Below are 15,399 nucleotides of genomic sequence, written 5' to 3'. Positions count from 1 at the left end.
CTCCAGATCAGCCGTGATTATTCGTCGTCGGATGCGTCGTCTTCGTCATCAGCGACGACTTCTTCACGCATACGCTTGGCGGGTTTGCCTTCGCTTTCCTTCTTCAGTGGGGAAGGCTCGCTAACGGCCTTGTCACAGAGGATGGTGAGATGGCGGATAACCGCGTCGTTGAAACGGAAAATGCTTTCCAGTTCAGCCAGGGTTTCCGCGCCACACTCGATGTTCATCAGCACGTAGTGTGCCTTGTGCAGCTTGTTGATAGGGTAAGCCAGTTGACGGCGACCCCAGTCTTCCAGACGGTGAATCGCGCCACCGCTTTCCTGTACCATGCTGCGATAGCGTTCTACCATCGCCGGTACTTGTTCGCTCTGGTCAGGATGAACCAGAAAAACAATTTCATAATGTCGCATGAATGCTCTTCCTTTCGGGTTAAACAGCCTCCCGTCATGGCGGTGAGGCAAGGGTTTAGAGGGTATTGCTACCGCTAAAGGGGCACAATTATCCGGGAGTGCTGGAATGTTGTCAATGTCGGAAAAAACCTGCCATATACGACAGTTAGGGAATAATAGGGAGAACTGTTCTACACTCGGGGCTTATTCCTATAAATAAGCATCAAAAGGGGTTAGGCAACGTTAATGGATGAAGCCGCTTATCAACAGCACAAGCTACGGCGTTGCCTGCAACAATACCCGCTGGTGTTGCCCGGTCTGACTTTCCGCGAGGTATTGCACGAGAGTGACAATGCCGTCATCTTGCTGGCGGAAAACACGGCGCATTTGCCGTTTGCCGTCAAACGTTTCAAATTCGATGCCCCCCTGATTGCGTCAGCAGTGCTGGATGATTTCCTGCTAACTTCGCGTGCCTTAGGGTTGCTGCAACAGCGCGGGTTGGTACGGGTGTTGGATGCAGGTATGGTCGATGGTGCGATCTATCTGCGGATGGAATACATCCAGGGGGATACCTTGCGGCATCATCTGGAAACTAGCCCTTTGCCGCCTTTGCCGCAGCGTTTGCAATGGTTTGAGGAATTGCTGGCGGCTGTCGGAGCCATGCATTCCCTGTGCCTGCTGCACCGTGATCTGAAACCGGCGAACATTTTGGTGCGCGAAGATGGTTCACTGGCTTTGCTGGACTTTGGCATTGAAAGCCGTTTGTTGCTGGAAGCCGGTTTTTTGCAGGCCGACGAGGTGTATTGCACGCCTTACTATATTAGCCCGGAGCGGATCATGGGGGAGGATGCCGATGAGCGTTCCGACCTGTATGCCCTAGGGGTAATACTGTATGAACTCCTGACAGGCGATAAGCCCTATGATGCCAAGACACTGGAAGAACTCTTGAAAAAACATCTGCTTGCCCCCATTCCCAGGCTGCCGGTTGCCTTGCAATCCTTTCAGCCACTGTTGGAGGGGCTTCTGGCAAAGTTTTTGGATAACAGGTTACAGTCTGTCAGCGATGTGGCATGTTTGTTGCTTGATGCCATGCAGCAACTTGATAGGCATAATCGCACGACTTGAGCGATGATTGGGAGAGCATTTCGATGAATGACAAAGCAAAATGTTGGGCCTTACACCGTTGTGAAAAATCACTGGCCTTCCGCTTCATCAATATTGCCCGCTGGGTTGCTTTGCTGTTACTGGTGGGGATTGGTGTCATGGGCGCTTATGTACAGCACCAGCAAGGGCAGGATGTGAGCTGGGTGTTTGTTGGTGTTTGTGTCATCTCAGGGGTGATGCTGTTCTGGATGGGGCGGTGTCTGTTGAAAAGCGAATGCCAACACCGGCAGCCAGTCGGCGGTTCCTGTGGCAAGCAGGACAAAGGCGTTGCCACAATCAAACTATCATCCGTAGGTAAAATGCGTTAAAGTTTTAACCCTGAATAATAACAATGATAAGTAGGGGCTATGTTACGTTTTCTTGTTGTGTTCATGCTGGTGCAGGTGACGCTGTTTGGTGTCGAAATCCTGCAACCGGTGCAATCTGCTGTCATCCTTCCCTGGACTGGTTTGTTGGCTGATGTCAGTGGCTGGCTGGTTTCCGCTTTTGACCCAAATGTGGCTACTTCCGGCAAGGTGGTACGCAGTACCTTGAACGGCTTTGCTGTCTCCATTGAGCCTGGCTGCAATGGGGTGGAAGCCATGATTGTGTTGCTGGCTGCCATCATCGCTTTTCCTGCACCTTTCCTGTACAAGCTGCAAGGCTTGTTATGGGGCTTTGTCGCGATTCAGGGTGTCAACCTGTTGCGGATTATCAGCCTGTTTTACCTCGGGCAATGGAACCGGGAACTGTTCGATTGGGCACATCTTTACGTCTGGCAGGCGTTGATCATGCTGGATGCGTTGGTGGTGTTTTTGATCTGGATTCGCTATTTGCCAGTGGATGACAAGCCCGTTCCACCTGCGTCACCTCAGGGGGAGGCTACGGTATGAGCCAGAAACCTTTGTATCGTTTCATGCTGGGCGTGGTAATTCTTTTGCCATTGACGTTTTTGGTCTGGTATTTCACCGCCGCTGTTCATCTTGCTCCTGTTACCTTGCTGACGAGTGCATTGCTGGATTGGATCACGCCGGATGCCTTACTGTGGCTGAAACTGGATGGGCACATGCTGGTACTGGCATCCAGTTTCGGGCGTGATGCCAGCGGGGCAGTGGTATCACCACCTGTGGGGGATGATGTGCTGGGTTTTCACCTGAACCCGCTGGTCTACAGTTACAGCCTGCCTTTGCTGGCTGCGTTGATACTGGCTACTCCAGGCAAGGAACGTGGCTTGAAGCTGGTGTGGGGATTATTACTACTGTTGCCAGTCGAATTGTTCAGCATGGTATTCCATGTGTTGAAAACGCTGACGTTTGAGGTGGGGGCTGCTTTTCAGTTGCAACAGGGGTTTGCGCAAGGCAGCATTGACCTGATTGCGCTGGGCTATCAGGTAGGAACCCTGTTGCTGCCCATGATTGCACCACTCATTATCTGGGTGGCGTTGAGTCGTGATTTTCTAACCCAACTGGCGCCGCAACTGGAAAAGGCATTGGCGCGTTAAGCCCGATGCCTTATCGTTTCATGGCTGGCTGGAGCTGGTGTCTTGCCGATCTTTTTTCCAGTTGGCAAGGCTGATTACTTTGTCCGTTGTGTCAGGATTTTCATCTTCATGGGAATAGCCCAACAGCACGGAGGGGTTGCCAGACAGGAATTCACGCATCAGGCGCAATTTCAGGCTGTTGGGGAACTTGCTTTTGCTTTGCTCGTTTTCCAGGTCTTCGGCTTCTTCTTCAGTCAGGGAATTGACCAGTTTTGACCAGCGCTCGTTGAGTGCCGTTTCGATATGGGCGCTGTCGGCTTCCAGTTTTGCCAACACATCCGGTGGCAAGGAATCCAGATAGGCATCAATATTGCCCATGATGCGCCCGAAGCGCATTTCCAGCAGGGCACGCAGGACTTCATCCGTCCACTGTTCTTCAGCCTGACGCGAGAAACTGTCCGTATCGGTAATCAGTACCCCTTCTGCATTGACCGCCCCATGCGTTTCACCATGACGTCGCCACAGGATATAGAGTTGCGGCAGAAAAGATTCCAGTTGCAAGCCATCTTCGCTTGCTTGCGGTTGAAACGTGACCGGCTTGAATTGCGGGTATGCCTGACAGAACTGGTACAGTGCACTGACATACTGGAATGGGTCAAAGGTCAGGGTAATGATGTTTTCATCGAATTCATCGGCTGGCTCGTCATCTTCCATGTCCAGTTCAACATGCAGGAACGGTTCATAATGTTCGTACACAATGTCCCACAGGATTTTGCCATCCCGGTGACGCACGAAAACGGCAGATTCTACCTGGAAATCTGGCAAGTCGGGGGTGGTGTTAACGATCCAGTAATCTCCCGTGGCTTGCGCACTACGCACAAGCGCCCGAAAGTCGAGTAATCCCAGTGGGATTTCCAGAATACGGTCGGGATGCCGGTAGCCTTCCAGTACAACGAGTTGCACGGAAGGCTGACCGCCTTCAAAAGTAACGGCAAATGATAGGCTTTCTTCCATGCGGCTATTCTAGCAAAACCTGCTAGAGACACCTATGCCTGATGGTAAATCTTGCCGCCGGTTTTAACGAATTCCACCGCTTTTTCTTCCATACCCTTTTGCAATGCTACTTCTGCATCCATGCCCTGTTTGGCGGCGTAATCGCGTACATCCTGGGTAATCTTCATCGAGCAAAAATGCGGGCCGCACATCGAGCAGAAATGCGCCACTTTCGCGGAATCTTTCGGCAAGGTTTCGTCGTGATATTCACGCGCCCGGTCTGGGTCTAGCCCCAGGTTGAATTGGTCTTCCCAGCGGAACTCGAAACGTGCTTTCGACATAGCATTGTCGCGGATTTGTGCGCCGGGCCAGCCCTTGGCGAGGTCGGCAGCGTGTGCGGCAATCTTGTAGGTGATGATGCCGACCCGCACATCTTCCTTATTGGGCAAGCCCAGATGCTCTTTGGGGGTGACATAGCACAGCATCGCACAGCCATACCAGCCGATATTGACCGCCCCAATCCCGGAAGTGATGTGGTCGTAACCGGGGGCAATATCTGTCACCAATGGCCCCAAGGTGTAGAACGGTGCTTCAAAACAGTCGCGTAGTTCCTTGTCCATGTTTTCCTTGACCATGTGCAAAGGTACGTGACCGGGGCCTTCGATCATCACCTGTACGTCGTGTTCCCACGCAATTTTGGTCAGTTCGCCGAGGGTTTCCAGTTCAGCGAATTGGGCGCGGTCATTGGCATCGGCAGCGGAGCCGGGGCGCAAACCGTCACCCAGCGAGAAGCTCACGTCGTAAGCCTTCATGATTTCGCAGATGTCTTCAAAGTGGGTGTAAAGGAAGTTTTCTTTGTGATGCGCCAGACACCACTTTGCCATGATTGAGCCGCCACGAGAGACAATGCCGGTAACACGGTCGGCAGTCATGGGCACGTATGCCAAACGCACCCCGGCATGAATGGTGAAATAATCCACGCCTTGTTCGGCTTGTTCAATCAGGGTGTCGCGGAAAATTTCCCAGGTCAGGTCTTCGGCTTTGCCGTTCACTTTTTCCAGTGCCTGGTAAATAGGTACTGTGCCGATGGGCATGGGGGCATTGCGCAGAATCCATTCGCGAGTTTCGTGAATGTTTTTGCCAGTGGAAAGATCCATCAGGGTGTCGCCACCCCAGCGTGCTGACCATGCCATTTTTTCGACTTCTTCTTCGATGGATGAGGTCACGGCGGAGTTGCCGATATTGGTATTGATCTTCACGCGGAAATTGCGCCCGATGATCATCGGTTCAAGTTCCGGGTGGTTGATGTTGGCGGGGATAATTGCACGACCTTCTGCAACTTCCTTGCGGACAAATTCTGGCGTGACTTCCGCTGGCAAGTTCGCTCCCCATGCTTGACCACCGTGTTGGCGTAACAGTTTGGCGTAGCGTGGGTCATTGCGCAGTTCCTGCAATTTCAGGTTTTCGCGGATGGCGACGTATTCCATTTCCGGGGTGATGATGCCTTGGCGGGCATAGTGCATTTGCGAGACGTTTTTTCCTGCCTTGGCGCGGCGCGGTGCTCGCAAATGGGCAAAACGCAGGTGTGCCAGGCGTGGGTCGTTCTGGCGGTCGCGTCCGTAGTCGGAGGTGGGGCCATTCAGTTGTTCGGTATCGTTGCGTTCCAGAATCCAGTTCAGGCGTACATCGGGGATGCCTTCCAGCAGGTTGATGCGCACGTTCGGGTCGGTGAATGGCCCAGATGTGTCATAGACCGGAATCGGCGGATTCACTTCTGCCCCGAAACTGGCAGGGGTAGGGTGCTGGTCGATTTCACGGATGCCGACGCGGATGTCAGGGCGTGAACCTTGCAGGTAAACTTTGCGCGAGTTGGGGAAGGGTTGTGTGACTGCGCTGGAGAGCTCAGCGGTTTTTTTCAGGAAGGATTCGGGTATTGCGCTCATATTCCTATTTGCTCCACTAGGGCGCGGAATGGCTCAGCAATGGAGCATTCCCTACGCCGGTATCATCCGTATCAGGTTCCAAGGGTGTAATCTCAGCCTGCTTGTGCAAGCACCCCTAGCTCGTTTGTCGCTACTGTAACAGATTCATCATGCGGGAGGTATAACTTGCAGTTTGTCGCGGGATATGGGTTTAACATCGGTAGTTTGATTTTTCGCAAGGTGTATTTTAGCAAAATCTTATATTAAGCTAGGGTCTTCCCCATGTTGCAGGAATATTCAATGAACGATTTGGTTGCACGCACGTATTGCGTCGTGCCGTCGGCAGTGCTTAAAGCCTTGCTATTTGCTGGCATTATCGGTGGTCTTTTCCTCGGTGTTGCCAGAGTGTTGGCGGTAGACGTGCCTGCCGAGCTGATCATTGGCTTGATAGGCTTTTTCTTTTCGGGCGCAATTCTTGCTTCCCACAGGCTTTCCCTGTTGCGCAAACCGGGTCTTGTCCTGCTGTTTGGTTCGGCCTCAATCGTGGCTGTTGTGCAATTGCAAGGCATTATCCTGACACTGCTCTGATCATCTTGTTATCCTTGTTTCAAACAGATTTGTAGCGTACTACCAGTACGTCACACTTGGCTGATTTGACGACTGCATTGGCCGTTGAGCCAAGTAAACCAAAAATGCCTTTTTTGCCGCTGTGGGCAAGCACAATCAGGTCGACCTGTTTGTCTTCGGCAAAGCTGATGATTGTTTCGGCGGCAAAGCCCGTCTCAATGGCACGTTCTACATGGAGTGGCAGTTGATGCTGGGCGGCAAGGGCTTCCAGGTTTTCCTGGGAACGGGTCAGGTGCTGCTGACGTATTTCTTCTCCCAATACCAGTGCGGCTGGTTCACCAAAGGGTTCCGCTGCCAAGGTTAGGTCTTGCACCACATGCAGCAGGCTGAGGCGGGCATCAAACAGTTCCGCCATTTGTTGGGCGTGTTGGATGACTTCTCCGCCCATGTCAGAAAAATCAACGGCGGCAAGCAAGTGCTGGTAGCGTTGCATGGTATTCCTCCTGGTGGTTGGCGCTACTAATCGGGGTATTGTATTTTTCCAGTGTAGTCCATGAAGCAGGCGCGGGAAAATGAGCTATATCTTGTATGTCCACTTTTTAGGTAAAGGAGTTGCCAGTGTTTGATTGGATGGTGAATCGCCTGATTGACGTATTGTTGGTGTTCGTATTAGCAACTGTGGTCTTGTGGTGGGGGGCAGTACGTTACCCTGAGCTGTTTCCGGCAGCGTTCTATCATTACTGGGGTGTTGCCATGCCAGTGGCAGAGGCACCTGTAACCGCGCCACCTGTTACAGCGCAGGTGCAACGTTGACGTCTATCTGTTATTGTTCGCGCCAGAGCTGATTGGGCAATCGCTGTTCCGCTTGCGGGATGGAGGAAAGTCCGGGCTCCACAGGGTAAGACGCCAGGTAACGCCTGGGCGGCGCGAGCCGACGGAAAGTGCCACAGAAATTATACCGCCAACCCGGTTCGCCGGAGGTAAGGGTGAAATGGTGCGGTAAGAGCGCACCGCGTCGCTGGTAACAGTCGACGGCACGGTAAACCCCGTCTGGAGCAAGACCAAATAGGGATGCATTGGTGTGACCCGCACTGCATCCGGGTAGGTTGCTAGAGGTGCATGGTGACATGTATCCCAGATGAATGATTGTCCTCGACAGAACCCGGCTTACAGATCAGCTCTTTATTTTTTTCAAATTCCTTTCAGCCCTTTTGCCAATTGGCATAGAGTGCTTTTTCCTGAGAATCTGCTTTAGCTTTTGTTTCCATCTTAATGAAAAAAAACAAGATTTAATTTTTAATCATTTGGTCTATTTGTTTTTAATCCTTAATTATTGCTTATTAAAGTTAATTCTTCGGAATTTTATTGACAGCGTGTGGATGTCTGCCTATATTCACCCATAAGTGGAAGAAAGTGGAAAAAAGTGGGTGTTTTTCCCATGACGGGTGGATAATCAAGCATGTTTCGCGGCATATCACATATCACGGTTGATACCAAAGGGCGGCTTGCCATGCCTACCAAGTACCGTGATGTTATTGCGGAAATAGCAGGTGGGCAAATCGTCATCACAGTCGACCACACTGACAAATGCCTGCTGGTTTACCCGATGGATCAATGGGTAAAGGTTGAGAAAACCCTGATGTCATTGCCCAATATGAACCGGCGTGTCCGCAATATGCAGCGTCTGATTCTCGGGTATGCGGCGGAACTGGAGTTGGATGCCCAAGGACGCGTATTACTGCCAGCTCCATTGCGTGAGTACGCAGGTCTGGACAAAAGGGTGGTACTGGTCGGGCAGGCCAACAAGTTTGAATTGTGGGATGCCGATGGGTGGGATGCAGCTCGTGAAGCCTGGTTGCTGGAAGCTCAGGAAGACAGTGAAACCAACGATATTCTCAATCAGGTTTCGATGTAGGCGGTGAACAGTGACTGATCCGGTCTGGAAGCACGATACAGTGCTTCTGCATGAGGCGGTTGCCGCCTTGAATGTGCAGGTTTCCGGTATTTATGTGGATGGCACATACGGGCGTGGCGGTCATTCTGCCCTGATACTGGAACACTTGGGAAAAAATGGGCGTTTGATTGTGACGGACAAGGATCCGGTAGCGATTGAACATGCACGTCAACGTTATGCGGATGACCCGCGTGTTTTTGTTTGGCACGGTTCATTCCGTGATTTTCCTGAAGCATTGGCAGCAGCCGGTGTTGCAGGGCTGATTCAGGGTGTCTTGCTGGATCTTGGGGTTTCCTCCCCGCAACTGGATGATGCTGAACGGGGTTTCAGTTTCATGCGTGAAGGTCCACTGGATATGCGGATGGATATATCCAGGGGCGAAAGTGCCGCTGACTGGCTTAATCGTGCAACGGAAACAGAAATGGCGGATATTCTCTGGCGTTACGGGGAAGAGCGGTTTTCGCGCCAGATTGCACGTGAAATTGCACGTTCACGCTCGCAAGCTCCACTGCAAACTACAACGCAATTGGCTGAATTGATTGCGGGCGTCGTGCGCAAGCGTGAACCGGGCAAGCATCCTGCAACCCGCAGTTTTCAGGCAATACGTATAAAAGTAAATCAGGAACTGGATGATGTCGAAGAGTGTTTGCGCAAATCGGTTGATTACCTGGCTCCCACAGGGCGGCTGGTCGTCATCAGTTTTCATTCACTGGAAGACCGTATCGTCAAACATTTCCTGCGGGATGTTTCCACTCCGCCGCCAATACCCAAGGGGTTGCCCGTGATGCTGCAAGCCGCACAGACACCCATGCGCTTGATAGGCAAAGCCATCCGGCCTTCTGGGGTGGAAGTGGAAGGTAATGTCCGCGCCCGCAGTGCCATTATGCGGGTTGGGGAGCGAATGCCATGAATCGTGGTCGCTTGCTGGGATTGGGGCTGTTGTACCTGTTGGTCATTGGTATGGCCTTGATGGTGGTTGCCAACCGGCATGAAGCACGTCAGTTGTTTGCAGAGTTGCAAAAACTGGAAAAGGAAAATGCTGAGCTAAGCGCGGAATGGAGCCGCCTGAAGCTCGAACAAAGTACCTTGCTGAATCAGGTGCTCGTGGAATCACGGGCAAAACAGGAACTGGGTATGCAGAAACCGTCTGCGGACAATATCAGGGTCATACGCGAGTGAAACGCAAGCATGTTACATCACCGGTTTTTCAGGGCAGACGACTGCTCCTGATGCTCCTCTTGCTGGTGGTGATCGGCATTTTGATGTTGCGTGCGGCATATCTGGAAATTTTCCAGCAGGAATGGTTGCAGAAAAAGGCGGATGACCGTCAATTGCGGGTGGCAACCGTTCCGGCTTACCGGGGCATGATCCTTGACCGTAACGGCGATGCGATGGCGATCAGTTCGCCGGTGGATTCGCTGTGGTGCAATCCGCAGGACTTGCTGAAAGCCCGTGAAGAAATGCGCCACGAATACGAGCTTGCCCGGCAGGTGACAGATGCGACCGCAGGCAAGGCTGATGCTGAAGAGCGTGAAATGCACGAATTGGCGGCAACCCGTTTCGCCCGCCTGGAAGCCGGTTTCCGTCATATTGAAGAAACCCTGGAAATGGGGGAAGGCGAGCTGTTACGGCGTCTGGAAAAAGAGGGCAACAAACAGTTTGCCTATCTCGGTCGTCATTTACCGCTGGAAGTGGCAGAGGAAATCCTCGCTCTGGATTTGCCGGGTGTGGCTGCTACCCGTGAGTATCGCCGTTATTACCCGCTGGGTGAAACCGCAGGGCATGTGGTGGGGATGACCAATACGGATGGCGTGGGCATTGAAGGTATCGAAAAAGCCCGTAATGCCGATCTGGCAGGCAAGGATGGTAAAACCCGTGTTGTGCGTGATGCCAAAGGTCGGCTGGTGGAGAGCGTGGTCAATCTGGAAGAAATGCAACCGGGGCAAAACATACAGCTCAGCATTGACCGCCGTATCCAGTATCTGGCCTACAAGGAACTTAAGGGGCGGGTTTACGAGCTGAATGCTCGCGCCGGGTCGATGGTGGTGCTGGATGCGCATACCGGTGAAATTCTGGCGATGGTCAATGTACCGTCGTTCAATCCCAACAACCGCAAAGATGTTGAGCCTTACCGCTACCGCAACCGTGCAGTCACCGACAAATCCGAGCCGGGTTCCACTCTCAAGCCGTTGACACTGGCAGCGGCACTGGAAGCGCGGGTGATTGGCTCGGATATTCTGATTGATACCTCGCCAGGGCATATCAGCTTCGGCAAATACACGGTCAAGGACAAGGGCAATTATGGCCCGATCAGTCTGGCAAAACTGCTGGCAAAATCCAGCAACGTCGGTGCCAGCCGGGTGGCTTTGCTGATGAATCCGCGTGACCACTGGATGTTCCTTAGCAAACTGGGCTTCGGGCGTGTGCCAGATGCCGGTTTTTCCGGGGAATCCGCAGGTCAGTTGACTGGCTATGAAAGTTGGGGAAAGGTTGATCATGCTTCCCATGGTTACGGTTATGGCTTGTCTTCCAGTCTGTTGCAATTGACTCATGCGTATGCGCCGTTCGCTGCGGGAGGCAAATTGATGCCTGCTAGCATTTACAAGGTGACACAGCAGCCGCTGGCTCAGGATGTCATGTCGGCTGAAACTGCCCGTTCCGTGTTGCGCATGATGGAAGCCGTTGTGCAAAAAGGTGGTACGGGGGAAATGGCGATGGTTGAGGGCTACCGTGTGGCAGGGAAAACCGGCACGGCTTACAAATTCATTGATGGCAAGTACCGTGATGATCGTTACCTGACCAGCTTTATTGGGGTTGCGCCTGTGAGCCGTCCACGTCTGGTGGTGGCAGTACAGATCGACGAGCCAAAAATTGAGGATAGTGGTGGTCGTGCGGCTGCCCCGGTATTTTCTAAAGTCATGGCAGAAGCCTTGCGCTTGCTGGATATTCCGCCCGACAACCTGCCGGATACCCGTCAGGCTGATACCCAACCACCCAAACAGACTACAGAGGGGGCAACATGACAGGGATGTCCCTTCGTGCATTATTGGCAGGTATCGTACCATCCGCGCCGGATGTGATGGTCAACGGCCTGTCACTGGATAACCGTCAAATTCGCCCCGGTATGGCTTTCGTTGCCTTGCGTGGAACCCGTCAGCATGGTCTTGCCTATGCTGAGGCGGCGGTACAGGCAGGCGCGGTCGCTATCCTGTATGAGCCGGAAGACGGTTTACAACAGCCACCCTTGTCGGTCGAGTTTGTGCCCGTGCCTTTGTTGAGGGGGCATCTGGGCACTCTCGCCGACCGTTTTAATTCCAGCCCTAGCGCCGATCTGTTCATGGTTGGTGTCACTGGCACTGACGGCAAAACCTCCGTCAGCCATTTTGTTGCTGAAGCCCTTAATGTCGGCAGTCATGGTGCAGCCATAATCGGTACGCTGGGCATCGGCATTCCCGCACAATTGCAACCTGCAACACACACTACCCCGGATGCGCTGACTGTGCATGGGTTGTTGCGCCAGTTGCGTGATGATGGGTTCCAGACTGTGGCGATGGAAGTGTCGTCCCATGCGCTGGATCAGGGGCGGGTGAATGGTATCCGCTTTGATGTGGCAGTTCTGACCAATCTGACCCGCGACCATCTGGATTATCACGGTACGGTGGAAGCCTATGCTGAAGCCAAACGCAAGTTGTTCCACTGGTCGGATTTGCGAACAGTGGTGTTGAATCTGGATGATGCCTTTGGGCGCAGGCTGGCGGCGGAAGTGCAGGGTAATACCGTGCAACTGATCGGTTATGGCGTGGGTTCCGTGACGGATTACCCAGTCGGAACGCTGGTTGCCAGTGATGCGGTGTTTGATCATACCGGCATCCGTGCCAGTGTGGTGTGGGGGCAGGAACAAGGTATCCTGCAAGCGCCGGTACTGGGGCGTTTCAACCTGCATAACCTGCTGGCGGCGTTGGGTGTGTTGCTGGCTAAAGGCGTGGTGTTTGCTGAAGCTCTGCAACGCCTGCAACAGGTGTGGGTCGTGCCGGGGCGTATGGAACGTGTTGCTGCGGGCAGCGATGATGGCAAGCTGGTGGTGGTGGATTACGCACATACACCAGGGGCGCTGGAACAGGTGCTGCAAGCCGTGCGGGCGCATACCCGTGGTCGTCTGCTCTGCGTATTCGGTTGCGGCGGTGATCGTGACCGGGGCAAGCGCCCATTAATGGCTCAAAAGGCAGAATTTGCTGCTGACGTGGTGATCGTTACCGACGATAATCCGCGCTCCGAAAATCCGCAGCAAATCTTTGAGGACATTATGCAGGGCATTACCAATAAAGCGGGCGTGACTTTTGAGCACGACCGCGCAAAAGCCATTCGCCTCGCCATCCAACAGGCACAGCCCGGTGACACGGTGCTGATTGCCGGAAAAGGGCACGAAACCGTACAGATTCTCGCCAATGGCACTGTGCCATTTGATGACCGCATCCAGGCAGCGCAAGCGTTGCAGGAGTGTGGCGCATGACATGGCTGACTTTGGCAAACATTGTTGAAATGACCAATGGCACGCTCCATGCCACGGATACAGAGCGCAGCCGCAGTATTGCTATCGAGCGGCTGGAACGTGATTCACGCGCAGTGCAAGCGGGCGACCTGTTTCTGGCACTGAAAGGTGAGCGTTTTGATGCCCATGATTTCGTACCGCAAGTGGTTGGCAAGGCCAGTGCAGCGCTGGTGGCAAAACCACTGGATGCCGACATCCCGCAAGTGGTGGTGGACGATGTACGTTTGGCATTGGGGCGGTTGGCAGCCGCTTGGCGCAAACAATTCCACCAGCCTGTTGTTGGGCTGACAGGCAGCAATGGCAAAACCACTGTCAAGGAAATGCTCACAGCCATCTTGTCATTACAGGGTGATACCTTGGCGACGCTGGGGAATCTCAACAATGACATTGGAATGCCACTGACCTTGTTGCGTCTGCGCCCGGAACAGCGTTTTGCGGTGATTGAAATGGGGATGAACCATTTTGGGGAAATTGATTACCTGACCCGGATTGCCCGCCCGGATATTGCCATCATCAATAATGCCGGGGCTGCCCATTTGGAGGGTGTTGGTGACTTGGCAGGTGTGGCACGTGCCAAGGGTGAAATTTTCAATGGTTTGTCAGAACAAGGCATTGCTGTTCTCAATGCTGATGATGCGTATGTGGATTATTGGCGTGGTCTGAATACTGGCAGACGAGTGATCACCTTTGGCATGGCTAATCCGGCGGATGTACGTGGCAGTATTGTTGATAGCCAGTTACATATTGCGGCCAATGGGCAAGCGGTTGCCGTCAGTTTGCCGTTGCTGGGGCGGCATAACCAAATGAATGCACTCGCTGCTGCCGCTGCGGTACTCGCGTTGGGCGTATCGCTGGAGACGGTGCAGCGTGGGCTGGAATCCCTGCAACCCGTCAAGGGGCGTTTGAACCCTAAACCTGGCAAGCATGGCGTTATGGTGATTGATGATACTTACAATGCTAACCCGACTTCGACCGCAGCAGCAGTAGCGGTACTGGCAGGGTTGAGTGGCAGAAAAATAATGGTACTGGGTGACATGGGCGAATTGGGCAACACTGGTGAACAATTACACGCTGCCATTGGGCAGCAGGCAGCGGCAGCAGGCATTGATGGCCTGTACACGCTGGGGCGTTTGAGTGCGAATGCGAGCCAAACATTTGGCAAGCCGGATTATGCCTTTACTGATCTGGATACCTTGTTGGCAGCCCTGGAGCAGGATTTGCAGCCGGGAACCAATGTACTGGTGAAAGGTTCCCGCTCTGCCCGCATGGAGCGGGTGGTGGATGCTTTGACAGCAGTGGCTGTCAGGGAGGCTGCGTAATGCTGGTGTGGTTGTTTGATTTTTTGAGTGATTTTTACAGCGGCTTTAACGTTTTCAAATACATCACTTTACGGGCAATTCTGGGTTTGCTGACCGCGCTGTTGATTGCGCTGTGGACTGGGCCGAGCATGATTCGGGCGTTGACCCGGTTAAAGATTGGGCAATATATCCGCGAAGATGGTCCGCAGCACCAGATGAAAGCCGGTACACCGACCATGGGCGGGGTGATGATCATCCTTGCTATCGGGGTGGCTACCCTGTTGTGGGCAGATTTGACCAACCGCTATGTATGGGTTGTGTTGGGCGTAACACTGGGTTTCGGCCTGGTGGGCGGTCTGGACGATTACATCAAGCTGAAAATGCGCCGCAACATGGGGCTGACGGCTCGCCAGAAAACCTTGGGTTTGACCATCGTGGGGTTTGCTGCTGCGTTTTACCTGTATGCCTCCGCACAAACTTCTACGGAAACCACTTTTTTCCTGCCAGTGCTGAAAGATGCCCACTGGCAAATGGGGTGGCTGTTTATTCCGTGGGTCTATCTGGTGGTGGTTGGTTCCAGTAATGCGGTCAACCTGACAGACGGGTTGGATGGGCTTGCCATCATGCCGACCATCATGGTGGCGGGCGGCCTGGCAGTCTTCGCTTATGTGAGTGGTCACGCCACGATGGCTCAGTATCTGGGTGTGCCTCGCGTGCCGGGAGCCGGTGAACTGGTGGTGTTTTGTGGCGCGATTTTTGGTGCAGGGCTGGGTTTCCTGTGGTTCAACACTTACCCCGCGCAAGTGTTCATGGGTGATGTGGGCGCATTGGCACTGGGCGCGGCACTTGGCATCGTGGCGGTGGTGGTGCGTCAGGAAATTGTGCTGGCAATCATGGGTGGGATTTTCGTGCTGGAAACCCTCTCGGTGATTTTGCAGGTGGGGTATTTCAAGGCGACCGGCGGCAAGCGCATTTTCCGCATGGCACCCTTGCACCACCATTATGAGAAGAAGGGTTGGCCTGAGCCACGGGTCATTGTCCGTTTCTGGATCATTACCGTGATTCTGGTGATGATCGGTTTGGCAACGTTGAAGATTCGTTAAT

General features: G+C 53.4%; 17 protein-coding genes, 1 other RNA gene and 1 riboswitch. Of the genes, 14 read left to right on the top strand and 4 right to left on the bottom strand.

All coding sequences use genetic code 11. The features are described from left to right. Positions 1 to 17 precede the first annotated feature (17 nt). The gene (rpsF, locus tag B2U47_RS16710) at positions 18 to 410 is read right to left on the bottom strand and encodes a 30S ribosomal protein S6 (RefSeq protein WP_296680599.1); all 393 of its coding nucleotides are present in this window, start codon (positions 408 to 410) and stop codon (positions 18 to 20) included. A gap of 225 nt (positions 411 to 635) precedes the next feature. Here rpsF and B2U47_RS16705 point away from each other — a divergent pair, with 225 nt between their 5' ends. From B2U47_RS16705 to B2U47_RS16690, 4 genes are read left to right on the top strand one after another with little or no spacing between them, the layout of a single operon-like run. Next, positions 636 to 1,514, top strand: coding sequence for a serine/threonine protein kinase (locus B2U47_RS16705; protein WP_296680602.1), 879 nt, complete (start codon positions 636 to 638; stop codon positions 1,512 to 1,514). A gap of 23 nt (positions 1,515 to 1,537) precedes the next feature. Beyond that, on the top strand, positions 1,538 to 1,861 hold the full coding sequence (locus B2U47_RS16700) for a hypothetical protein (protein ID WP_296680605.1): 324 nt from the start codon (positions 1,538 to 1,540) through the stop codon (positions 1,859 to 1,861). Between the two features lie 39 nt (positions 1,862 to 1,900). Then, positions 1,901 to 2,425 carry an exosortase H gene (xrtH, locus tag B2U47_RS16695; protein WP_296680608.1) on the top strand — a complete coding sequence of 175 codons (525 nt, stop codon included), beginning with the start codon at positions 1,901 to 1,903 and terminating at the stop codon, positions 2,423 to 2,425. After that, positions 2,422 to 3,033, top strand: a complete 612-nt coding sequence (locus B2U47_RS16690; RefSeq protein ID WP_296680613.1) for an exosortase H-associated membrane protein — start codon at positions 2,422 to 2,424, stop codon at positions 3,031 to 3,033. Before xrtH ends, B2U47_RS16690 begins: the two co-directional genes overlap by 4 nt. 18 nt (positions 3,034 to 3,051) lie before the next feature. On the opposite strand, the gene B2U47_RS16685 is transcribed toward B2U47_RS16690, so the two are convergent. After that, complete coding sequence (locus B2U47_RS16685) at positions 3,052 to 4,026, bottom strand: hypothetical protein (protein WP_296680619.1); 975 nt, start codon at positions 4,024 to 4,026, stop codon at positions 3,052 to 3,054. A gap of 32 nt (positions 4,027 to 4,058) precedes the next feature. Beyond that, positions 4,059 to 5,948, bottom strand: coding sequence for a phosphomethylpyrimidine synthase ThiC (thiC, locus tag B2U47_RS16680; protein WP_296680628.1), 1,890 nt, complete (start codon positions 5,946 to 5,948; stop codon positions 4,059 to 4,061). Positions 5,949 to 5,978: 30 nt separating this feature from the next. Then, positions 5,979 to 6,075: riboswitch (TPP riboswitch) on the bottom strand. A 152-nt stretch (positions 6,076 to 6,227) separates the two neighbouring features. Between thiC and B2U47_RS16675 the strand changes: the two genes are divergently transcribed. Then, positions 6,228 to 6,515, top strand: coding sequence for a hypothetical protein (locus B2U47_RS16675; RefSeq protein ID WP_296680636.1), 288 nt, complete (start codon positions 6,228 to 6,230; stop codon positions 6,513 to 6,515). 19 nt (positions 6,516 to 6,534) lie between these two features. Here the strand turns inward: B2U47_RS16675 and B2U47_RS16670 are convergent, their stop codons facing one another. Further along, positions 6,535 to 6,987 carry a universal stress protein gene (locus B2U47_RS16670; RefSeq protein WP_296680638.1) on the bottom strand — a complete coding sequence of 151 codons (453 nt, stop codon included), beginning with the start codon at positions 6,985 to 6,987 and terminating at the stop codon, positions 6,535 to 6,537. A gap of 125 nt (positions 6,988 to 7,112) precedes the next feature. Between B2U47_RS16670 and B2U47_RS16665 the strand changes: the two genes are divergently transcribed. The 9 genes from B2U47_RS16665 (at position 7,113) to mraY (ending at position 15,398) form a co-directional block, all read left to right on the top strand. Continuing rightward, positions 7,113 to 7,307 (top strand): hypothetical protein, encoded by a 195-nt coding sequence (locus B2U47_RS16665; RefSeq protein ID WP_296680645.1) that lies wholly within the window; start codon positions 7,113 to 7,115, stop codon positions 7,305 to 7,307. Between the two features lie 24 nt (positions 7,308 to 7,331). Further along, an RNA gene (rnpB, locus tag B2U47_RS16660) (RNase P RNA component class A) lies at positions 7,332 to 7,680 on the top strand. Between the two features lie 273 nt (positions 7,681 to 7,953). Then, entirely contained in the window at positions 7,954 to 8,409 is a 456-nt protein-coding gene (gene mraZ / locus B2U47_RS16655; RefSeq protein WP_296680650.1) for a division/cell wall cluster transcriptional repressor MraZ, read from the top strand. Positions 8,410 to 8,419: 10 nt separating this feature from the next. Then, the gene (rsmH, locus tag B2U47_RS16650; protein ID WP_296680653.1) at positions 8,420 to 9,358 is read left to right on the top strand and encodes a 16S rRNA (cytosine(1402)-N(4))-methyltransferase RsmH; all 939 of its coding nucleotides are present in this window, start codon (positions 8,420 to 8,422) and stop codon (positions 9,356 to 9,358) included. Next, entirely contained in the window at positions 9,355 to 9,627 is a 273-nt protein-coding gene (ftsL, locus tag B2U47_RS16645) for a cell division protein FtsL (RefSeq protein WP_296680656.1), read from the top strand. The genes rsmH and ftsL overlap by 4 nt, the downstream gene beginning before the upstream one ends. Before the next feature lie 50 nt (positions 9,628 to 9,677). Further along, entirely contained in the window at positions 9,678 to 11,471 is a 1,794-nt protein-coding gene (locus B2U47_RS16640; RefSeq protein ID WP_296680664.1) for a peptidoglycan D,D-transpeptidase FtsI family protein, read from the top strand. After that, the gene (locus B2U47_RS16635; protein WP_296680666.1) at positions 11,468 to 12,958 is read left to right on the top strand and encodes a UDP-N-acetylmuramoyl-L-alanyl-D-glutamate--2,6-diaminopimelate ligase; all 1,491 of its coding nucleotides are present in this window, start codon (positions 11,468 to 11,470) and stop codon (positions 12,956 to 12,958) included. Before B2U47_RS16640 ends, B2U47_RS16635 begins: the two co-directional genes overlap by 4 nt. After that, positions 12,955 to 14,316, top strand: a complete 1,362-nt coding sequence (locus B2U47_RS16630) for a UDP-N-acetylmuramoyl-tripeptide--D-alanyl-D-alanine ligase (RefSeq protein WP_296680669.1) — start codon at positions 12,955 to 12,957, stop codon at positions 14,314 to 14,316. The genes B2U47_RS16635 and B2U47_RS16630 overlap by 4 nt, the downstream gene beginning before the upstream one ends. Beyond that, complete coding sequence (gene mraY / locus B2U47_RS16625; RefSeq protein ID WP_296680672.1) at positions 14,316 to 15,398, top strand: phospho-N-acetylmuramoyl-pentapeptide-transferase; 1,083 nt, start codon at positions 14,316 to 14,318, stop codon at positions 15,396 to 15,398. The genes B2U47_RS16630 and mraY overlap by 1 nt, the downstream gene beginning before the upstream one ends. Position 15,399 lies beyond the last annotated feature (1 nt).

Source organism: Thiothrix sp. UBA5583 (genome assembly GCA_002425225.1).
Lineage (GTDB): Bacteria > Pseudomonadota > Gammaproteobacteria > Thiotrichales > Thiotrichaceae > Thiothrix > Thiothrix moscowensis.
The sequence above is the reverse complement of the archived record's forward strand: the minus strand, read 5'-3'. Positions and strand labels throughout refer to the sequence as shown.